The 20,824-nt window shown below is 49.9% G+C and carries 18 protein-coding genes; 9 read left to right on the top strand and 9 right to left on the bottom strand.

What is annotated here, in order from left to right:
• Positions 1–9: 9 nt before the first annotated feature.
• The 6 genes from Kalk_RS15275 to Kalk_RS15250 are packed head-to-tail and all read left to right on the top strand — an operon-like array spanning position 10 to position 8,523.
• Entirely contained in the window at positions 10–657 is a 648-nt protein-coding gene (locus Kalk_RS15275) for a methyltransferase family protein (protein ID WP_101895069.1), read from the top strand.
• On the top strand, positions 657–1,640 hold the full coding sequence (locus tag Kalk_RS15270; protein WP_101895068.1) for an NAD-dependent epimerase/dehydratase family protein: 984 nt from the start codon (positions 657–659) through the stop codon (positions 1,638–1,640). The genes Kalk_RS15275 and Kalk_RS15270 overlap by 1 nt, the downstream gene beginning before the upstream one ends.
• Complete coding sequence (locus Kalk_RS15265; RefSeq protein ID WP_101895067.1) at positions 1,631–4,351, top strand: PEP/pyruvate-binding domain-containing protein; 2,721 nt, start codon at positions 1,631–1,633, stop codon at positions 4,349–4,351. Before Kalk_RS15270 ends, Kalk_RS15265 begins: the two co-directional genes overlap by 10 nt.
• Positions 4,348–5,286, top strand: coding sequence for a UbiA prenyltransferase family protein (locus Kalk_RS15260; protein ID WP_101895066.1), 939 nt, complete (start codon positions 4,348–4,350; stop codon positions 5,284–5,286). The genes Kalk_RS15265 and Kalk_RS15260 overlap by 4 nt, the downstream gene beginning before the upstream one ends.
• A gap of 8 nt (positions 5,287–5,294) precedes the next feature.
• On the top strand, positions 5,295–7,637 hold the full coding sequence (locus Kalk_RS15255; RefSeq protein WP_101895065.1) for an efflux RND transporter permease subunit: 2,343 nt from the start codon (positions 5,295–5,297) through the stop codon (positions 7,635–7,637).
• Positions 7,630–8,523 (top strand): sterol desaturase family protein, encoded by an 894-nt coding sequence (locus Kalk_RS15250; protein ID WP_101895064.1) that lies wholly within the window; start codon positions 7,630–7,632, stop codon positions 8,521–8,523. The genes Kalk_RS15255 and Kalk_RS15250 overlap by 8 nt, the downstream gene beginning before the upstream one ends.
• A gap of 46 nt (positions 8,524–8,569) precedes the next feature.
• On the opposite strand, the gene Kalk_RS15245 is transcribed toward Kalk_RS15250, so the two are convergent.
• Positions 8,570–9,571 (bottom strand): nucleoid-associated protein, encoded by a 1,002-nt coding sequence (locus Kalk_RS15245; RefSeq protein ID WP_158643520.1) that lies wholly within the window; start codon positions 9,569–9,571, stop codon positions 8,570–8,572.
• A gap of 95 nt (positions 9,572–9,666) precedes the next feature.
• A complete protein-coding gene (locus Kalk_RS15240) occupies positions 9,667–10,350 on the bottom strand; it encodes a nitroreductase (RefSeq protein WP_199767929.1) in 684 nt (227 codons plus the stop codon).
• 160 nt (positions 10,351–10,510) lie between these two features.
• On the opposite strand from Kalk_RS15240, the gene Kalk_RS15235 reads away from it, so the two are divergent.
• Complete coding sequence (locus Kalk_RS15235) at positions 10,511–11,830, top strand: sensor histidine kinase (RefSeq protein WP_101895062.1); 1,320 nt, start codon at positions 10,511–10,513, stop codon at positions 11,828–11,830.
• On the opposite strand, the gene Kalk_RS15230 is transcribed toward Kalk_RS15235, so the two are convergent.
• Genes Kalk_RS15230 through Kalk_RS15215 form a run of 4 tightly spaced genes read right to left on the bottom strand, consistent with a single transcriptional unit; the run spans position 11,808 to position 15,880 of the window.
• On the bottom strand, positions 11,808–12,506 hold the full coding sequence (locus tag Kalk_RS15230; RefSeq protein WP_324772260.1) for a response regulator transcription factor: 699 nt from the start codon (positions 12,504–12,506) through the stop codon (positions 11,808–11,810). The genes Kalk_RS15235 and Kalk_RS15230 overlap by 23 nt on opposite strands.
• A complete protein-coding gene (locus Kalk_RS15225; RefSeq protein ID WP_101895061.1) occupies positions 12,503–13,570 on the bottom strand; it encodes an amidohydrolase family protein in 1,068 nt (355 codons plus the stop codon). Before Kalk_RS15225 ends, Kalk_RS15230 begins: the two co-directional genes overlap by 4 nt.
• 35 nt (positions 13,571–13,605) lie before the next feature.
• A complete protein-coding gene (gene rimI, locus Kalk_RS15220; protein ID WP_101895060.1) occupies positions 13,606–14,742 on the bottom strand; it encodes a ribosomal protein S18-alanine N-acetyltransferase in 1,137 nt (378 codons plus the stop codon).
• Positions 14,735–15,880 carry a DUF2817 domain-containing protein gene (locus Kalk_RS15215; RefSeq protein ID WP_101895059.1) on the bottom strand — a complete coding sequence of 382 codons (1,146 nt, stop codon included), beginning with the start codon at positions 15,878–15,880 and terminating at the stop codon, positions 14,735–14,737. Before Kalk_RS15215 ends, rimI begins: the two co-directional genes overlap by 8 nt.
• A 201-nt stretch (positions 15,881–16,081) precedes the next feature.
• On the opposite strand from Kalk_RS15215, the gene Kalk_RS15210 reads away from it, so the two are divergent.
• Together Kalk_RS15210 and Kalk_RS15205 are read left to right on the top strand one after the other, a co-directional pair.
• Positions 16,082–17,566 (top strand): RimK family protein, encoded by a 1,485-nt coding sequence (locus Kalk_RS15210; RefSeq protein WP_101895058.1) that lies wholly within the window; start codon positions 16,082–16,084, stop codon positions 17,564–17,566.
• 88 nt (positions 17,567–17,654) lie between these two features.
• On the top strand, positions 17,655–18,545 hold the full coding sequence (locus Kalk_RS15205) for an alpha/beta fold hydrolase (protein WP_101895057.1): 891 nt from the start codon (positions 17,655–17,657) through the stop codon (positions 18,543–18,545).
• Here Kalk_RS15205 and Kalk_RS15200 read toward each other — a convergent pair.
• From Kalk_RS15200 to thiL, 3 genes are all read right to left on the bottom strand, one after another.
• Positions 18,542–19,240: a crotonase/enoyl-CoA hydratase family protein gene (locus Kalk_RS15200; protein ID WP_101896347.1), complete on the bottom strand. Its 699-nt coding sequence runs from the start codon at positions 19,238–19,240 to the stop codon at positions 18,542–18,544. The two genes, Kalk_RS15205 and Kalk_RS15200, sit on opposite strands and share 4 nt — an antisense overlap.
• Positions 19,241–19,369: 129 nt before the next feature.
• A complete protein-coding gene (locus Kalk_RS15195; RefSeq protein WP_101895056.1) occupies positions 19,370–19,843 on the bottom strand; it encodes a phosphatidylglycerophosphatase A family protein in 474 nt (157 codons plus the stop codon).
• A gap of 18 nt (positions 19,844–19,861) precedes the next feature.
• Positions 19,862–20,821 carry a thiamine-phosphate kinase gene (gene thiL / locus Kalk_RS15190; protein ID WP_199767928.1) on the bottom strand — a complete coding sequence of 320 codons (960 nt, stop codon included), beginning with the start codon at positions 20,819–20,821 and terminating at the stop codon, positions 19,862–19,864.
• Positions 20,822–20,824 lie beyond the last annotated feature (3 nt).

The following is a 20,824-nucleotide window of genomic DNA, read 5'->3' as shown; positions in this document are numbered from 1 at the left end:
CTATAGAAAATGAACAATTTTAGAAACCAAGTACCGCTGTATACCATGCTAAGCGCCATCGTACTTTTTACTCATTTCGCTACACTTAAACTTCAGCACTGGAACGGAACCATGTGGGCAATAGGCATGGTAGCCGGACTGGGCTACATAGTCTGGCTGATCTCCGAAGCAAACGTCTCCGTGACAGAACAAAGTAAAGGCGAAACCCAAAAGGATAGAGGCACATGTGAGCTTTATGTATTTGGCCGATTTTTGACAGTGTTCAGCGCCATCATACTTACAACCCAGTGGCAGCAATTTTCAGTAACCATGTTAATCGGCCTGGCGCTGTTCGCAGGTGGAATTGCGTTTCGACTCAATGCCATTGACACTTTAGGCAAATTCTACTCCCACAGAGTACGCCTAATCGACGAACACACTGTTATAGACACAGGCCCTTATCAGTGGGTACGCCACCCCGCCTACACTGGAATGCTGGTATCTCATTTTGGCTTTGTACTGGTATTCTTTAACATCTACGCATTTCTGGCTTTGGCTTTGGTGCTTCTTCCTGCAATTGTTCAACGCATCAAGGTAGAGGAGGTGGCACTGTTGGAGCTACCAGGTTATGCAAACTACGCTGAAAGCCACAAGCGGCTAATTCCAGGTATCTGGTAATGCCCACAGCAAATAAAACCTTGACCCTCGTCGTAGTGGGCGCCAATGGGTTTGTTGGTGGAACGTTACTGCAAGAGGCATCATCGCATCCTGAAATTTCGGTGCGCGCGCAAGCGCGCAGCCAAGCAAGCATATTAAAGAGCGCCAACATAGTCAGGGTTTGCGGTAGCCTAGAACAGATACACCCCGACTTATTCCCTCGCAGCCCCCACATTCTGATTCACGTGGCAGGCAAAAATACAGACAAGGATGGAACAGGATACGAGCATGTAAACGTCAGGGGCACTGCGAATCTGCTCGCACACTGCAACACTCATACTCGCGGTATAATCTACCATAGCTCTCTGTCCGTTTTAGGCCAAGGCAAGCAAAGCGATGTATCAGCCAATGCCACACAGTCACCAGAAACTCCGCTGGCATGCTCACGCGCTCAGGCCGAAACTCTGGTTCTACAGAAGGCGAAGGAACTAGGTATCTCTGCTTATTGCCTGCGCCCGAGATTCATTCTGGGTCAAGGCGATGCCTTTGTGCTTCCGGCATTGCAGCGCCTCGCATCCAAAGGGTTGCGTATTGGCAATGGCAGCCAGAAATTTTCGGTCATTGATGTCAATGATTACGCTAACCTCATACTCCAGCTATCGACATACATCGACTGCTCAAACCACGCCGAGCAAATGGCCCTCAACATTGGTTATGATCAGCCTTTATCATTCTCGACCATATATCAAACCTTATTAGAGTTTAGCGGTGGGCTGCAATCAAAATACACGCTGTGCCACCCTGCCATTGCAGCCAAACTATTGGGTTATCTACCCTTCGAAAAATTCCAATCATTAGCTACCCAGCTACAGCTCATCGGATTAGATCACTACGGCGATGTCAGCCAAACGTCCGCAAGACTTCAAACGGATCTACTTAGTCGCGACAGCCATCAATATTTTCGAGATTTAGTACAAAACATCAAGGATTCACCATGCAACTGACCATCGACTACCATCAAAAACCGGCCGAACACATGGTGGGTGGAAAATTCTCCAAGCAGGCAGACCTACTCGATGCAGGCCTGCCAGTACCTCGATTCACCTGCCTCACAAAATGCTTCTATGATGAGGTGACTGTCCCACTCCATGGGCAGCTTAAGGCACTACTTGGATCAATAGATTTTGACAACCACAAAAGCATTCTGCGTGTGTCTGAACAAGTTCAGAACATGATTGCTAACGTTCAGTTAAGTTCTAAGCATCAAAACATCATCCTAAACAGTTTTGATGTGCTGTTTAGCATGGATACGCTGGTGTCGGTACGCGCCTCCACCGTTGGCCACAAACTTGAAGAAAGTGAGGATTCCGTGTCGAATCCTTTTGCGGGCATGAGCGAATCCTTTCTTTACGTACGCCGCGACCAAATATTACAGCGGGTCAAACACTGCTGGGCATCAGGCTTCTCACAGGAGTCATTGATATATCGTCACACCCAGGGAATGGACGTAATGGGATTCAGCGTTGCTGTAGGCATTCAGGAAATGGTGCTGGGCACGCGCTCATTCGTCATGTTCACTGCTGATCCTAAAACCGCAGCCAGTGACACGATCATTATCGCAGGCCATGGCATCGGTGAAGGCGTCGTGCAAGAAAGGGTAGCCGTCGACCATTATTTCATTAACGGAAAGTCCGGCCACATCACGCCTAGCATTGCCGAAAAACGCACCCAGCTGGTATTCGATGAGGCGACAGGATATGGATTGAAAGAAGCCAGCGTTGCGCCTGAACTGCATAACACTCCATGTCTGAACGATAACGAAATTACCACTTTGGTAGCCATTGGCAAGAAGGTTGAATCTTTATACGGTCTGCCACAGGATATTGAAGGCACATTCACAAACGACGGTAAATTTCATCTATTACAGACTCGCCCCATTGCGCTTGATTTTAATAGGCAGTTGGTTTGGAGTAACACCAATGTTACGGAGAGCTACCCAGGCATCAGCAGCACACTCACCTTTACTCATGCTAAATATTTCTACCGGGTTATCTTTCGGGATCTCTATCAACGTCTTAGCGTCAACAACGATGAAATCTGGAATAACTTCCAGCCACTGGATAATATGATCGGCTATCTGAACGGACGCATTTACTATTGTCTATCCCATTTCTACCTTTTACATAAACAAAGCCCCTTGTTCCCTCTTTTTGCCTCCCATTGGGAAAACATGATCGGGCTACGATCCTCGTTCCACACCCATGAAGAGCCATCACTAAAGGCAACTGTAAGAAAATTGGTTGGCTGGCTTCGATTTGGTAAAGCTCTGACCCTTACCCTGAAGGACTATTTGGGTCACGATCGCGCAATGTACAATTATCATAGTTGGTGGGAGCACAAGATCTCACCCATGAGGGGAAAATCCTTCAGCGGTGAGGATCCACTCAGCCTTGTGAACCTATTCTACGATGTGTGGACTGATGTGGGACGCAATTGGGGAGTCACCCTCACAACCGATGCCTATTTGATTCCAATCTATGGATGGACAGAAGCCCTGTTCAGCAAATGGCGACTGAATGATGCAAACCCTGGCCTGCTCTCAGACCTGCTATGCGGCGATGAACAACTACTCAGCGTAGAGATCATTCTATCTGCCGTCGACTTGGCAGAGAAGGTTCGTAACGACGAATCACTAAACCAAACCTTTACGACAGAAGACGAGCATAGCTTATGGAAAATGCTCGAGTCAGACCAACTTCAAGCGGCTTTCACTCAAGCGGTTCGCAAACACCTGCACCTTTTTGGCGATCGCGGCCTACAGGAGCTTAAACTCGAACAACCCAGCCTGCGCGATACTCCTTGGGTCTTGATGAAGATGATCCGCCAGTACGCAACCCAAGATATTACAGTCCAGAGCTATCGTGAGCATGAACTAAGGGTCCGCGCCAACGCCGACGAAAAGCTGGCAGAGCTGCTTACAGATTCGCCCTGGAAGCTAAAGCTGCTCAACAACATTATTCTGCCTCGTTTGCGTAAACTGATACGCCATCGCGAAAATTCCCGCTACTGCCGCAGCGAACTATTTGGCTTCAGCAAGCAAATCTTTAAAGCCCTGGCAGAGTACTTAGTTCAACGCGGCGCATTACGAGAGCCCAGCGATATATATCATCTAACTCAGGATGAGGTTTTTGGATATATTAACGGAACAGGTGTCACTGAAAACCTGCAAGCTCTGGCTGATCTACGACGCAGTGAACTAGAGCAATTTAGCCTCGTAGAACCAGCTGAGCAAATAACAACTCAGGGCGCTATTCGTGACAACGACATCTGCCGGGCAGACACCACAACCATGAGTAGTGGAGCTTTAGTGGGGCTAGGGTCAAGCGCAGGAAAAGTCCGCGGCATTGCCTGTGTAGTACATGATCCAAATACCATCGATACCCTTGAGGACAACATGATATTAATAGCCAGGGAAACCGATCCCGGCTGGTTGTTCTTGATGTTGGCATCAAAAGGCATGGTGGTAGAGCGAGGCAGCATGCTGTCTCACACCGCCATCACCGGACGCAAGTTCGGAATACCCACTATCGTCGCTCTCCCGGATGCAACAAGGGTCATCCCCGACGGGGCGCTGATTGAAATAGATGGCTCCTCCGGCGTTGTTACTTTGTTGCCGGAAAACAGCATTAGCAATGACAGCGGTGCCGCAGCATGAACCTAAACTATTGGCAACGCTTGTCACGATTTTCAGACATCATTTATGAACCAAAACAGCACCTACTGTTTGCTGGTCTTTGGTTTTTATCCCTTCAAGGACTATTTGTACTACTGAGCACAGCGGCTGTCTGGCATTGGAGCCTATCCACCGTAGGCTCCATACTGACCTTGTTTGGCGTGCTCTTTGTGTTACGTGCAATTGATGAGGTTAAGGATCTTGAATACGACCAACAATACAATCCAGATCGCCCCCTGGTTTCAGGCGTTGTAAGCGTTACCGACATTCGCTCCTATGTTCTTTTTGGAACATTGATAGTCGCCACCGCCAACAGCTTCATCGCCTTACCTCTATCGTTGTTCATCGCTGTCAATGTAGGTTACGGCCTGCTATTGATGTGGCTGGAAAAAACAATGCCTTTGATGGACAAAAGCCTGTTCTTCAATCTTATCATCACTTATCCGGTCAGTATCGCTCTAAGCTTCTATACGCTTCTACAAACTCAGCATTCGCAACACACAACAATCTCTACAGGCATGCTACTCACCATCGGTTGTTACGTACTCGCATTCCTGCATTTTGAGATCATCCGCAAAAGCATGTGGGAACATCTAAGCGACCCTGAGGAAAAGCTCTACTCAGGCGAAATAGGTTGCAAGCAAGCTCTGTTGGTTGCGTCACTGTTCGGGGCTGGGGCTGTCGCTGGCATTCTTCTTCTGTTCAAACCATGGAACCTGACTGGCTTTGCTGCCTTTACCGGGTGGCTACCTCTGATCAACTTGATTTTTATCGTGCTCAGCCTCCGACTATTCGTCACCAACCGATCCCAGCGCTTCAACCCGAGAAAATTTTCGGTGCCTTATATTGTTTGCTTCTATTCTCTTAATCTAATTCACGGTCTCACGTGGAATCAGCATTCCTTTGGGCATTTCTAGGAAACGGTATGAACAACAATTCTGGCTGGACTAGATACCCAATTACTCATCCATGGCTAACTTTGTCAGCTTGCCTGCTGCTCACTCTTATATGCGGCCTGGGCATAACACGTTATCACAATACAATCGACTTTCGTTTCTTCTTCAGCGATGACAATCCTCAGTTAGCTGCCTATACCAAGCTCCAATCAACTTATGGTTCTGAGGAGTTTATCTTCGTTGCAATCGAAAGCGTGGATGGCAGCGATCTGTTTACAGACACGAACCTCAGATCACTGGAGACCCTAACAGCTATGGCCTGGATGACCCCTTACTCACTAAGGGTCGACTCCTTAACCAACTTCCCATACACACAGGCCAGCGAAGATGAATTTATTGTAGATGACCTGTACAGCAGTGCTGCCAATCTAGACGCTAGCCAATTACGGCTTCGCCGACAATTTGCACTCAATGAGCCAGCTACAGTGAACGCACTGATATCGCTAGATGGCAAAGTCGGCGGCATGCGCATTCTGATCCAATTACCCGGTGTCGATCGTGCGGCGGAAACACCAGAAGTCGTCTATTTTGTTCGTAACATGGTGGCGCAATTTGAACAGGATCACCCGCAGTTTAAAACATATCTTTCTGGACAGGTCATCGTAGACCAGGCCTTCCCCGAATCTACACAGGGCGATCAAGCCTTCGTTTGGCCGGCATTTTTTATCGTTATTCTTGTGCTTCTTGGCGTAATCTTTCGCAGCCTGAGCTTTGTCATTATTACTCTGATTATTGCACTATGTTCAATAGCGACCGGAATGGGCATCTTAGGCTGGACCGGCATGAAAATTAATGCCGCGGTTACCGTAGCGCCAATTATGATACTGATTCTGGCTATTGCCGATAGCGTACACATTTTATCGCGATATCGCTTTTTTACGCAGCAAGATCAAACCAAGCAACAGGCGCTAACCGAAAGCCTACGGCAGAATACACGCCCGGTCATGCTGACCTCGGCATTTACCGCAGCCGGCTTTCTTACATTACATTTCAATGATTCACCACCTTATCAGGCCTTGGGTTATATCGTTTGCGCTGGCGTGTTGGCGGCATGGCTCTACTCGATGTTGCTGCTACCTGCTTTGATAATGTTGATTCCGCACAGTGTAAAAGGTGGTTTTAAGCCACCTTCAGATACAACCAGAACACCCCTAGCAGGATGGAGCAATTGGATAGTAGCGCATCATCGCAGCATTACCCTTATTGGTTCTATTGTCATCATTGCCGGACTTATGTGCCTACCCCTGAACCGCATCAACGACGACCCGGTTAAGTATTTCGGCTCTACACAGATCATGCGACAGCATATGGAGTTTGTGAACAATCACATCACCGGCCTTGGTGCCTTGAATTATTCCATTCCCACCCATCAAGGGCTGACAGTTACAGATCCAGACTACCTGAATCTCCTGGATCGATTCAGCCAGTGGATATCACAACAGCCCAACGTGGTTCATGTGGATTCCATTGCCGATATAATCAAGCGATTGAATCAGTCCTGGAACGATGACAACCCTGACTTTTATACTCTACCCATCGAATCTGACGCTTCCGCTCAGCTACTTCTTCTTTATGAGATGTCACTGCCTTTTGGTGCTGATCTGGGCACAATGATCGCCGCAGACCGGCATGCTTCCCGAGTTCGGGTCACCATGAACAATACTGCCGGGGATTATCATATCGATCTGGATGAGCGTGCACGACAGTGGCTCAGCCATGAAGTCGATCCCACATTAGCCATCACTTCTGCCAGTGCGCCTCTCATGTTTGCCCACATCGGCGAACGCAGTATGCAGGGAATTCTGGCTGGATTAGTCGGCTCACTGTTTGTGATGGGGTTCGTGCTCACGTGGTTGTTCAGATCCGTTACGCTCGGCCTGATCAGTGTTATTTGCAACGTACTCCCAGTGGCACTGGCGTTCGCAGCATGGGGCATCATTAATGGCAATATCGACGTTGGGCTTACGGTCACTCTGGGCATAGCGTTCGGTATCGTCGTGGATGACACCATCCATTTTCTAAGCAAATATCGGCATGCCCGACAGGTCTTATCGTTCCCGGCACCTCAGGCGGTACAGTTTGCATTCTCACGAGTCGGCCCTGCTATTTTGGTTACTTCAATTATTCTAATCGCAGGCTTTGCAATGCTCGGCTTCTCGGCCATGAACATCACTGCCAACACATCCATTCTGACCACCATCACCATCGCCATCGCATTGCTGATAGATCTACTCTTTATTCCTGCCCTGCTCATTCTTTTTGATCGATCATCTTCAGAACAAACATTTAAGGAGTCTCAACCCCATGGGTAGTTTCAAAATTCTGGCTTTGGAGTATCTGTACTTTCCGGTATTAGCAACCACTGCCATCATAAGCATGTCCTGGTTTCTACACACAGGGCAACACGTTGAACTGGCTTCATTCGTTATTTCATTGTCGGTGCTGTTAGTTACCATGCTGTTTGAACGGCTTCACCCATTAAATCCAAAATGGAACTTAAGCCAAGGCGATCTTGCACCTGATTTCACTTCGATTCTGTTGGTGGCAGTGTTACTGGAAGGCATTTTAAAAAAAGTTGGCCCTTTAATCGCCTTGTACGCATTTTTAGCGCTAAATCTACCTCAGGGCTACCGCCTGATTCCAGACTCTATGCCGTTATGGGCAGAAACCATTGTTGTGCTGTTAATTGTTGAATTCGCGAAATACTGGTTCCATCGTCTGAGTCATGAGCATCCCCGCTGGTGGCCATTACATTCCGTTCATCACAGCGTCAAGCGCATGCATTTGTTGAATGGCTTTCGCATTCACCCTCTTTATCACCTGTGCACATTCCTGCTGGGCGTAGTGCCCTGCTATTTGATCGGTGCAAGCGAGGAGGCATTAATACTGAACGGTGTTCTGCTGGCCATCGGGGGCTCGATTCAGCACTGCAATATCAAGCTGCGTTATGGCTGGCTCAATTATATTTTTAATACAAACGAACTGCATCGCTGGCATCACTCCAAGCGCATCGATGAAGCGAACCATAATTATGGTGCAGTGCTGATCATTTACGACGTGATATTCGGTACTCGATACTACCGTCCAGATGATAGCCCTGCTGAGCTGGGAATCCACAAAGAGGATCGCTACCCGATGAACAACTACTGGAAACAGCTGTTGATTCCGTTCCGCTGGAAGTCTCAAATGATGGATTAACGTTAACTTACGATCGAACCTGACCTTGGGGACAAGCCGCCACAATTCAACTGTGGCGGTGTTTTTTGAGTTGGCTTAGTAGGGATTTAGGTATTCGATTGATGATCAGACGTTCATTTTCCGCGTCATACACTACTTCTTCACCCAGCAGAGAGGAGGCAAATTGCATGCTCATCTCCTTACTGCGGCCGCTGAAGCGTACATACTTACGCAATTGCGCTTTATCAGGAATCAATTCCTCCCGAGGCTGCTCTTGCTTCTCTCGCACAAACTGATCAAACCGTTCTGGTTCTGCCTCATCCAGATAGTAAGATAATTCTTTGTATAAAACAGGCTCTCCCTGCTTATCCTGATCCATACAGTAATCCACCACCTTCTCCCGATACGTCTTGCTTTCTTCTTCCGGCAGCTGCTCAGCATAGGCTTCCACTATGTTTAAAAACTCACTGGTATCGGCTGTGGTGTTCACCGTATCGGCAAACCCAATCCACTGATTGAATAAATCCAATAAGGCTCGATCTCCGCGATTTTTTGAAATCGTCAGATATTTCTCAGAAATGGAATCAGACCAGTGAGTAAGATTAACACGCGCGCAAAAGCCCACATGGGATAAATCAGCGTAAACGGTTTCAGATATTTCAAGATGACTATTGATCACCAAACCTGTCTGATGCTGCAAATGCGCCACATACAGCCATTCGGCATCGGCGTTGTTTTCCTGCCAGAATAACAGGTGCCCCTGAAAACTGGCCTCCATCTGCTCGAGCATCACGACAAAATGCTCCGTGAGCTTTTTACTCAGGGTTGAAAATGGCATTTGCTGCTTGAGAAAATCACGCAACCAGGCAGGCACCGGGTTTGCTCCCAAGTCTGGATTAAATTGACCGTACCGCTTTGAGGTTTTGGTGCTGAATGCCTGCTTGATTTCGTTTAACAACTGACTGGCGTTATCATCCACCACTATACTGTCATCACGAAAGTTCACCTGTGCGGACTGATCCGGCGTTGGACGATCAATCTGGTGGGCTATAAAGTCAGAAACTGGCATGGCAACCTCTCTCATCGGGGGAGCGCTATTATAAAGGTCTGGCGCTCCCCTTAACACCTCGGCATTAATAAGGCTGATTTACTAAATGCCACGTACTAGCGACGAAATTGCACTGACTGATCAATTGGCTCACGATCGATCCAGGTTTTGTTCGCAGGAATCGATGCATCCTCAAAGCCAAAGCTGATCCCCAGCAGAATATTGATATCATCACCAATATCGAACGCTTCCCGCACAATATCGGGATAGTAGCGCATTGTGCCCTGAGGACAGCAGGCCACTCCATGAGCAGTCATAGACAGCATCAGTGTCTGCATGTACATGCCGACATCAATAGCGACTGAAGCTCCAAACACTTTATCCATACCAACAAAAACCACATGGGGCGCGTCGAACATCTCGAAATTACGCAGATGCGCTCGCATACGGCCTTCTTTATCTCCGCGCTCAATGCCCATATTGCCGTACAGTTCAACCGCACAATCCACTTGCCGCTTACGATACTCGCCTGCAAAGGTATCCGGGTAATCATAATCCGAATTAAAAGGCACACCCTGCATGACCTGCTCAACCATCTTGGCGCGGATGCTGTTTTTCAACTGGCCTGATGCCACATAGACCTTCCACGGCTGAATATTGCAATTAGAAGGAGCCCGTTGGGCCAAAGTGAATATTGATTCCAGTGTGTCCTGCGGCACTTCTTTATCCAAGTAGCCTCGAACAGAACGACGCTGCTCGATCGCATCCGCCAGGGACATGGTTTCCGGTTGATATGACATGTTTTTCCTCAATAATTACAATAACTAGACTGATAATATGGTGGGCATATACGGCCCCCATAATAACCCATTTCACAATTCATGACTTGACCGCTCAATCCACCAAAAGAGCAAAGCAATGTTCACATCCCGCTCACGGGGCTGGCTCTAACATAGCTCTATGATTTATTCTGATAGCATCGATAACCACCTGGATAGCCCTTTGAAGCGTACCGGTATAAGCAAAAAGCTGCTTAAGATTTTTTTCGCCCAGATTCTGCTTATCAGCACATTGACCATTATCGGAGTGTTGGCAGCGGCATTGATAACCGAGGAGTTTCTGGTGAATCAGGCCCTGGAGGGCGAAGCCGACTACTTCTGGCAACGATTTGGCAATGATGAGAGCGCAACGGCCCCAGATACATTGAACCTACAAGGCTACCTTGCAGAAGGAGGCAATACCCAACACCTGCCCAGTTGGCTAATCGGGCTACCAGAAGGCATGTCTCGCGTTGACTTTAACGACACCCGGCCCATTGTGCATGTCTCCAAATTCAGCGATCGCACGTTGTATCTTGTTTTCAATGAAAAGCAGGTGAGTCGTCTTTCCTTCTTCTTCGGAATTATGCCTCTGGCATTGGTGTTGCTTGTCCTCTACGGGCTTGCGTATATCACCTATACCCAAGCCAAGCGGGCCTTTTCCCCCATAATGAAACTGGCGCAAAGAGTTGAGACTCTGGACTTGAATGAAATCGGGGAGAGCAAACCAGACCTATCAGACATCAAAAGTGCCGCCGATGAAGAAACCTTCGTGTTGGTGGATGCGATAGATTCCTTTATTACCCGCATGGACGACTTTGTGAATCGGGAACGTAATTTCACCCGCTACGCCAGTCATGAGTTACGCACCCCGCTCAGCGTTATCAAAGGTTCCGTGGCCAATCTAAGACAGGAGCCTTTGAATGAACGTGCTGATCGCCAGGCCACGCGTATATACAACACCGTTAACGATATGGAATCCCTGCTGGAAGCTTTGTTGGAACTGGCCCGTGAATCCAGTCAGGAGGCATCTCACGAAGCACTGCTACTGAATGACCTGGCAGAAATGCTGGTGGAGCAACTCAATGAAACCTGCCCCAAAGAAGGCGTAAGCCTCAATGTTGTCCACAATAGCTTTCTGTCACTGAATGGCTCCCACAAACTGATTCGCATACTAGTGGACAACTTATTGAAAAATGCCCTCACCTACACCGACAGCGGCCGTGTGGACATGGTGATTGAAGCTGATGGTTTTAGTGTAGTGGACACCGGCATAGGCATGGAACCTGAACAGCTGGCGCGTATCTTCGACCCGTTTTTTCGTATCGACCAGAGGAAAGAAAAGGGCTTTGGCCTGGGTTTGGCCATCGTGCAGAAAATCAGCAAGGAGCTACGATGGAAAATTTCAGTAGAAAGCACGCCAGGAGGCGGCACCCGTTTTAACGTAAAGGTGCGATCTTGAAGCCTTGACCGGGAATGGTCTGCAATAGCGGCGTTGTAAACGGCTTATCGATAGCCTGGCGTAATTTGTATAAATGACTGCGCAACGCATCACTATCTGGCAATGCATCACCCCACAGCTCCTGCTCCAGCGCCTCGCGCATCACCAGGCGTGGCGATTCCCGCATCAGTATTTTTAGAATTCTAAAAGCAGTGGGTGAAAGCTGGATCGGCTGATTCGCTCGGCTTACTTCAAACGTGCCCATATCCAAAACAAGATCGGACACCTGCAGCTTGTTTGCAGCCAACTCGCCCCGCTGACGCCGAATCATGGCCACCAATCGTGCAGCCAACTCTGGCATATCAAAGGGTTTCACCAGATAATCATCGGCACCAACACGAAATCCGTCCAATTTATCCTGTAACTGATCCCGTGCAGTCAACATTAAAATGGGAATATCACTCCCTTGCTCGTGTCGTAACCGCTGACACACCTCAAACCCATCCAGCCCAGGCAGCATCACATCCAGAATAATAGCGTCATAGCGATTAGAACACGCCAGCTGTAAGGCGCTGATGCCATCTCCGGCATAGTCAGTCTCAAACCCGACTCCGCTCAAGAAATCCAATGTGGTTTCTGCCAAATCACGATGATCTTCCACCAGCAGCACACAGGCATTTTTAACTTCCAGGCTCACACCGACACTCCAACTCGATAAACACGGGCAGCATTATCATGAAACAATTTTTTTCTGCTTTCTTCGGGGTAACTCTCCGCCAACGAGCTGTAAAACTCGTAAAGTTGCCGCAACGTGAGAGATACCTTATCCATGGGGAAGTTTGAAGCAAACATACAGCGATCCACCCCAAAGTACTTAAGCACAAATTCGAACAGCGGCCCGGCTTTTTCCAATAGCTCCTGCTGACTCGGCGGCACATCCCGATGCTCAAACCCCCAACCCACCACAGGCATAAACATCCCGGAAAGCTTTACCACCACATTCGGCAGCTCGGCTAACGCCAGCATGTGCATTTCCCAGGTTTTCAGAATGACATGACGTGCCTCAGCTGTGCGACCATAAGATGAAAACTGTCCCCCGACACCAATCGGCGTTCCCATGTGATCAAGTACGAAGGTAATTCCAGGATAGGATTTGGCCAGTGCGACAAGTTCATCCAACTGGTGATGGAAAAGCCAGGCATCAAAGCTCAGTTGATTCTGCTCCAGCAACGACAAGCCCCGTCGCCAGCTTTCATCCTTCGAGAGATAAGGCCGAGGACAAAAACGCATAATGCCTTCATCCTGATCAAAGGCCAGCATCTGGCGGACTCCGCAAAAACGCTCACTGGCCTGTTTGTGGGCGGCAATCACTTGGGCCGCATCTGAACGTTGTAATTGCACATAACCGACGACACCGCCCAGCTGAATAACGCTATGCTCGAACAAACCAGCCAACCAGCGAGTCTCGCCCACTGCACCCATGCCCGACCGATCACGCCATTCTGCCTCCACATGAACGATATGGCTTACGGGCAAGCCCTCAGCATCCTTGCGGTAATCGCCGGGCAAGTAGTTATGGGCAACAAATTCGGGGCGTCCAATGTAACGCTTGTCAGCCTCACTGGCCCCAAGATGGATGGCCGCCTCATATATTCGCCGGTTCCACCCCAACAAGCGCTTGGGCCAGGTCAATATGCGTGGCGTATTGAGCAGATCCCACTGATGAATATGAGGATCGATGATCGGAAAAGAAAAATTCAACCGCTTTGCCCTGGGTTATTGTTATATGACTTAAATTATAGGTTTCGGCTTGCAGTTACCACCACTGCGCAACGCAGGCGATTTTGACCAAAGTGCAACATCATCTCAAAACTGGCGCGAGGAATCGGCAAATAGTGCTTATCCAACTGCGAACTCTGCTCATTTTCGTCTATATCAGGGTCATTAATATAGACAAAGTCCTCATCCATATCTACCAGCAACACCCAGTGGGGTGCCTTTTTGCGATCAAAACGATAGGTGCTGATCAACACCAGCGGCATGGCATTACTGTCCAGCATCTGCTGTAAACGCGTCAGTGGCAGAATCTCGCGATGAACCGGAACATTGCGTTCTTTCAGTTTCTCGTTGAAATCTTCATGCACCATTTCAAGCACTTGCTTCTTGCTTTCATTACGAACCCCCTCGGTAAAAAGTGGGCCGGTGTGGCTGACGAATACCTCAACCTCAAACCCCCGGATGCTGGCTGCATACGCAAGCCCGTGGGGGCCGCACCCGCCATGACCGGAAGTCATGAATATTGTGGTGGCTTCCCGCCAGATCTGCAGTTCATTGCGCTGATCGCATACGGTATCTTCCCGCAGATCCTTCATTGCCATCAGCAGCGATGCCGCGCCACAGGTAAAATCCGTAGTTTGGGCATAATAAGCAACCCGCTCACTTGGCTCTGCTCTGTGCTCTTCTACCCGCTCATGCGGAATAATACGCTTTTGAAAACGCAAGGCATCGGCGTGATCTTCATAGTAGTCAGTATACAGGCCAAACTGACGATACCCCATCCGCTCATACAATCGAATGGCGGGTTCATTATCTTTGCGCACTTCTAAACGCATGAACATACGACCCTGCTCTGCGGACACTTCCTCTGCCTCGACAAGAAGCCCGAGCCCTACCCCCATGCCATGGGCATCCGGCGATACGGCAATAGAATATAGACGCGCCAGACTGGTTCCCTGCCGCAGAAATACCAACACATACGCTATAACCTGTTGCTGCTGTTCGGCCACCAGCAAGAGGTTGTGGTCGTGGTGCAACTGATGCTTGAAGCTGCGCCTGCTCATACGGTCAGAATCAAAACAGCGCTGCTCCAACTGCACCAAGGCATCAAGATCCTGCAACGTTGCTTTACGATATAGAACGGCTGGTTTAGTCATTCAACAAGCCCTTACTGGCCATTTGAATTACCTGGCGCCCTCGCAGCAGTACCATTGTCTGCCATTGTGGCTCAGCCGGATAAAACTGCTTCAACAATTGCAAGCGAACCCGCTCCGCATCTGAATGGGTAAAAGGTTGCTGTCCCTGCTTACGAATCAGATGATCCTCCCGCAAACAACGCAACAACTCAGCGATAGGGTATGTGCCAAATTCCAATGTCACATAACAACTGCGGGCACCCATTGCCGCATGAAAGGCATAATCCACCAGCCCGGTTTTCGGCACCGAGCATGAATCACCCCCTTCCGGGATCGTGACAGCGTCTCCATACCAGCGCTTGGCTGTCGCCAAACCCTCGCTCTCCAAGGCATGATCACAGATCAGCTCACCATGGCCATAAGGCCCCAACCCTGTGTGCAAATCCACCACGGCTACATCTCGATTCGGACAGTCCAGTTCTTGTATTATGGCCTCCAGATTCAAGCGCGCCTGGCACTTAGCTGTACCCCCATAGAACAGGCCGTCCGCAAACTCATATTGGCCGCCGCTGACTGCAAGTTCGTAACCATACTGACCATGTTGCTGTAGATAGGCGGTCAAACGCTCATCACCGGCCTGCAACATCCCTGACCCTACTTCAGCCCCTGATCCTGAGCCAGAAGATCCCGGCACCAACGCATGCGCCAATTCGCGATACCCAGCGTTAATCGGCAAAGGGAGGCTAAAATCGATAAAGTTGCGATTCACGTCAATGCCTTGCTCGTCCACCCGCCGACACCAGGCAAAGCCCCAAGGATTGACGGCATGCACAACAAGCACCGCCAAGCCCTTAGGCACTCGCACCTGCCCCGAGGCAAGACGCTGCAGCAAATCCTGTTGAATAGCGGAACCACAAAACCCTTCCACACCGTGCACTGCCGAAAGCAGCACCAACACCCGCGCAGCATCGGGATCGCCGATCCAGACTTTCCGGGTAGCCATGCTCTCACCCGCAGGACCAACGCCGTCATAGGGCAGCTCGGTGGCTCCAACGCTTCCCCCCAAGGCTGCTACTGACGCCACGAACGCGTCATCCGCATTTTGGTAGGATGTTGAAAATACAGATAATTCTCGGGGAGATAGCAGGGGCGACAGCATCAATTTGCCTCTATGATTTTCATTTGATCAAGCCTAACGCTGTGCTTGTTTTTTTACCAGCCGCCACTGTAAATATAGTTCCAGAGATACTTGAATTTCAGAGCAGTTCTATCCAGTATTGCAGACATGGCTTGCCTCCTGCATCTGTCAGTGTTCGTGGTCGATAGCCGCCTTCTAACCGCACATACCCATAAGGAACACATGTCAGAACTTCTAGTAGTCGTTGACTCTATCAAAGACTGGGCACCCTATTTTCCGGCCGAGGACGTCATTACCTTTGATGAATACCTAAGCCGTCAGGATGGTAAGAAAAAGACCCGTACCCGCGTGATCAATCTGTGCCGCAGCTATAAATATCTTTCCAAAGGCTACTATTGCTCGTTGTTGAGCGAAGCCAGGGACCATCACGTCCTGCCTTCTCTGCGAGTCATAAATGATCTCAACCAGAAGTCTCTGTACACTTTGCACCTGGACGATATTCAGCAGCTCAGCAGTAAGGAAATGCAAAAAACCCACAGCGAGCAGGATCTGAAGTTCATCACCTATTTTGGCTCCACCTCTCAGGCAGAGTTTAAGCCTTTGGCTAAGGATCTGTTCGAGAAATTTCCCTGCCCTATACTGGAAGTCAGTTTGCGCTTTCAGGGGCGCTGGCAAATCAGCGAGCTGCAAGCCTTGTCGCCGCACAACCTGAAAACCGATGAGCAGCAGACTGAGTTTGCCAATGGACTGGATCGCTTCAGTCATAAGATTTGGCGCACCCCGAAATTGCGCAAACAGTATCGCTACGATTTAGCGATACTGACAAACAAAGATGAAAAGCTTCCACCCAGCGACGCAACAGCCATTAAGCGTTTTATTAAAGCTGGAAACAAACTGGGAGTGGATGTCGATATCATCGACCGCAAGGATTATGTGCGCCTGGCAGAATACGATGCGCTGTTTATTCGCGAAACCACCTCCATTGACCACCACACTTTCCGCTTCGCTAAAAAGGCCGAATCAGAAGGCATGGTGGTGATGGACGATTCCACATCGATTCTGCGCTGCTGCAACAAGGTCTATCTGACTGACCTGTTTAATGTGAACAAGGTGCCATCACCCAAGACTTACATTCTGAGTAAACAGGATAAACCTGCTCTTGAGAAGGCCATGCTCGACATCGGTTTTCCCATTGTTCTGAAGATTCCCGATGGCGCGTTCTCCCAAGGGGTATTTAAGGTCAGCACACCGGAAGAATTCGAAACCAAGATCCAGAAGCTGTTCCAAAAATCAGCTCTGGTGCTGGCTCAGGAGTTCATGTACACCGATTTTGATTGGCGCATTGGCGTGATCAACAACAAGCCGTTGTACGCATGCCGTTATTATATGGCTAAGGATCACTGGCAAATTTACAACCACGCGAGCAAGAATTCCCGCTTCACCAGTGGTGGTTTTGACACTATGCCCACCTACGAGGCACCCAAGCCGGTGCTGGATGCCGCCCTGAAGGCTACCCGCCTGATTGGCAACAGCCTGTACGGTGTGGACATCAAACAATCTGGAGATCGTGCCGTTGTTATCGAGGTGAACGATAACCCAAGCCTCGAAAGCGGCGTTGAGGACAAATTCCTGGAAGGCCAGCTTTACGACCAAATCATGCAGGAATTCGTCACTCGCATCGAATCCAGGCGCTCCAGTAAAAACTGATCCTCTTCAAAAACACAAGCTATCCAGCGCAGGTTGACAAGCCTGCGCATTGCCATGTTAACTGGCAAGAAAACAATAAGGGCTTGCGATGAACTACACTCCCCGCCAATGGAAAGCCTTGGGGTCTACTGTACGCCTGCAGGGCCACTCTATATTTGTTGTCGATAGCGGTGCCCACAGCGATCAGTCCCATTTGCCCTGTATTCTGATGCTACATGGCTACCCCACATCCAGCTGGGATTGGGAGTCACTCTGGCCCATGCTGGTGAACAACTTCCGCCTGATAACGTTGGATCTGCTGGGTTTTGGCTTTTCTGATAAGCCCTACCCCTATCATTATCGTATTGATGAGCAGGCCGACATCGTGGAAGCTCTGGTCAAGACCCTGCACCTGGAGCAGTTCCACGTACTTGCTCACGACTATGGTGACACCGTCGCCCAGGAACTACTGGCGCGGCAAAACGAGCTGGCATCCCCGCAATGGCTATCTCTTTGCCTGTTGAACGGTGGCCTTTTCCCAGAAACCCACCACGCGCGCCCAATTCAAAAGCTGTTGGCCAGCCCGCTGGGGCCTTTTATAACCCGCCACATGGGCAAGGCATCCATCCACAAATCCATGCGCAGAGTGTTCGGGCCAAACAGCCAACCGGATGAGGAACTCATAGAAGGGTATTGGGAGGTGATAAACTTCAACAACGGCCGCCGCACACTGCACAAACTGATCGACTACATGAAACAACGACGCCAACACAGAGCGCGCTGGGTAGGTGCGCTTACCCAAAACAGGATTCCTACCGGGCTAATCAACGGAGCGGCAGATCCGGTGTCTGGTGCGCATATGGTTGCCCGCTATAAGGAAGCCGTTGGCAGCCCGCTAATGATCATTTCACTGGCTGACATTGGCCACTATCCGCAGTGGGAAGCACCCGATCTAGTGCATAAGGCTTATGGGCAGTTTCTTGAAGCTGCCTGCAACTAGGATTGCAGAACTCCTTTACCGAAATCCAATTCAACGCCTCGACTCACCGCCTCTAACAATTGCTGACGGGTTCGGAGTTTGGTTGCGTGGTGGGCCCGCATCTTGAGCTTTTCGAATCCAGTGGCAACGGCCATTGCTTCGGCCATAAGATCCTGAGCATCGCACACGCGATCAAGAAAGCCCGCAGCCACCGCACCTTCTGATGAATAGATCTCTGCGTTGTTCACCGCCCGATTAAAATGTGCTGGTGCCAATCGGCCCCGCGCCAGTTCTACTCCAAACCAGGGCATGGTCATACCAATAGCGACTTCGTTCAATCCGATTTTATAATCACCGGATACACCAATACGATAATCCGCTGACAACAACAGCAACCCACCCATGGCCAAACCGTGACCGGTACACGCCATGATCACCGGAGTAGGAAAGTTCAACAAGCGCAAGGCCAGCTTCGCCCCACCGACAACCAGCTGCGCCATGGCGGCATCACCCTGCCCCATTACCTGCAAATCAAAACCAGCAGAAAAGCGCCCAGGTCGCCCTGCCAAAATCACAATCAACTGATCCCGCTCTGCTTGATCCAATGCCGCATTCAGCTCCACCAGCAGTTGCGGCGATACAGCGTTCGCCTTGCCATCATCCCATTGGATGGTCAGCACAGCGCCTTCCTGTTGGAAATTGATCAATTTATCCATAATGTTGCTCCCGCTGTCTGCGCATGGATCTTTATCATTGGTGCCGAATTCATATAATAACCGGGGCTCCACCAGCAATGGCTGAATCTGCCACATCTTGCGCCCAACGCGGACTGTTGCATTTTAGACCTATACAACTTGTACCAAGCCAAACAGAACGATCCAGGCCATGATGCCCGCCACTACGTCATCTAACATGATGCCCAATCCACCGTGCACATGCTTATCAAAATACCGAACAGGCCACGGCTTCCATATATCGAACAATCGAAACAATATAAACCCGGCCAGTATCCAATACCAGGTTACCGGCACCAGAAACATGGTAATCCAATAGCCCACAAATTCATCCCACACGATAGCCCCATGATCATGCACCCCCCAATCGCGGGAGGTTTTTCCGCATAGATAAACACCCACCAGAGCAGCCACCACCAGCACCGCCAAATACCACCACGTGCCCAGCTGTGATAAAGGAATGTACAACAACACCGCCGCCACCGTACCAAAGGTGCCGGGTGCCTTAGGTGCAGCGCCGCTGCCTAAACCAATGGCCAGAAAATGAATGGGATGTTTGAACGCACTGGACGGTACGGTGTTCATGTATGAGGTTCCATTAATTCAGAAATGAGTGTATCCGGTGGGGGTCAGCGGGTGATTATTCTGATCCACCATACCAGGCTGGGCGGTAATCACCCCAATGCGGGTAATTGGCAATGATAATGCCCTCGCCAACTCGTTAACGGTGTCTCGCCTGTGTGCTGGGGCTGCAAAACACAGCTCATAATCATCGCCAGCGGTAATCGATTGCATAGTTGATGCCCCATCTGCAACAGGAATGGCATCAAGATCCAGGCGGGCACCGGCGCCGCTACTGTGCAAAATATGATTCAGATCTGCCAGCAGTCCATCCGACACATCAATGCAGGCATGGGCAACGGAGCGCAGCGCGAGCCCCAACGCTACTCTGGGTGTCGGCCGATTCAATCGATCCAACATTGGGTCATACTGGCTGCTCGACTGGTTCTCAGAAGCCTTCAGCACCCGAGCCAAACCGAGGGCAGCCTCCCCTATGCAGCCGGAGACATAAATATCATCTCCATCCTGAGCACCGGCACGGGTCAGCGCCTCGCCAACAGGTATCAACCCCATGACCTGCACACTAACACTCAAAGGGCCTCGAGTGGTGTCGCCACCAATCAATAAAATCGGGTGAATGCGAGTTAAACTGGCCATACCATCGCAGAATGCCTCAACCCATTGCTCGGATTGATCCTGTAGTGTAACGCAAAGGGTAAACCAGGCAGGCGTGGCGCCCATCGCAGCCAGATCGCTCAAGTTCACTGCCAGTGCCTTGTAGCCAATATCAAACGGGCTGGTGCTTTCGGGAAAATGTACACCGCACACCAATGTATCCGCCGACACCGCCAACTGCATGCCCGCAGGCACAGACACCAGCGCACAATCATCACCAATGCCCAGATCTGCCTGAGGGCGAAATACATTTTCTGAATGAGGCAACGCCCCAGTGTTATCACTGAGGCGTTTGAAGTAGGCATCTATGAGCGCGAATTCGTTCACAGG

It is taken from the genome of Ketobacter alkanivorans (genome assembly GCF_002863865.1).
GTDB classification, from domain to species: domain Bacteria; phylum Pseudomonadota; class Gammaproteobacteria; order Pseudomonadales; family Ketobacteraceae; genus Ketobacter; species Ketobacter alkanivorans.
The sequence above is the reverse complement of the archived record's forward strand: the minus strand, read 5'-3'. Positions and strand labels throughout refer to the sequence as shown.

Coding starts and splice junctions, on each gene's coding strand:
- Kalk_RS15250 (WP_101895064.1), top strand. CDS start 7,630: ATGGGTAGTTTCAAAATTCTGGCTTTGGAGTATCTGTACTTTCCGGTA.
- Kalk_RS15275 (WP_101895069.1), top strand. CDS start 10: ATGAACAATTTTAGAAACCAAGTACCGCTGTATACCATGCTAAGCGCC.
- Kalk_RS15265 (WP_101895067.1), top strand. CDS start 1,631: ATGCAACTGACCATCGACTACCATCAAAAACCGGCCGAACACATGGTG.
- Kalk_RS15260 (WP_101895066.1), top strand. CDS start 4,348: ATGAACCTAAACTATTGGCAACGCTTGTCACGATTTTCAGACATCATT.
- Kalk_RS15255 (WP_101895065.1), top strand. CDS start 5,295: ATGAACAACAATTCTGGCTGGACTAGATACCCAATTACTCATCCATGG.
- Kalk_RS15200 (WP_101896347.1), bottom strand. CDS start 19,240: ATGGATAAATTGATCAATTTCCAACAGGAAGGCGCTGTGCTGACCATC.
- Kalk_RS15245 (WP_158643520.1), bottom strand. CDS start 9,571: ATGCCAGTTTCTGACTTTATAGCCCACCAGATTGATCGTCCAACGCCG.
- rimI (WP_101895060.1), bottom strand. CDS start 14,742: ATGACTAAACCAGCCGTTCTATATCGTAAAGCAACGTTGCAGGATCTT.
- Kalk_RS15215 (WP_101895059.1), bottom strand. CDS start 15,880: ATGCTGTCGCCCCTGCTATCTCCCCGAGAATTATCTGTATTTTCAACA.
- Kalk_RS15195 (WP_101895056.1), bottom strand. CDS start 19,843: ATGAACACCGTACCGTCCAGTGCGTTCAAACATCCCATTCATTTTCTG.
- Kalk_RS15240 (WP_199767929.1), bottom strand. CDS start 10,350: ATGTCATATCAACCGGAAACCATGTCCCTGGCGGATGCGATCGAGCAG.
- Kalk_RS15235 (WP_101895062.1), top strand. CDS start 10,511: ATGATTTATTCTGATAGCATCGATAACCACCTGGATAGCCCTTTGAAG.
- Kalk_RS15205 (WP_101895057.1), top strand. CDS start 17,655: ATGAACTACACTCCCCGCCAATGGAAAGCCTTGGGGTCTACTGTACGC.
- Kalk_RS15270 (WP_101895068.1), top strand. CDS start 657: ATGCCCACAGCAAATAAAACCTTGACCCTCGTCGTAGTGGGCGCCAAT.
- Kalk_RS15210 (WP_101895058.1), top strand. CDS start 16,082: ATGTCAGAACTTCTAGTAGTCGTTGACTCTATCAAAGACTGGGCACCC.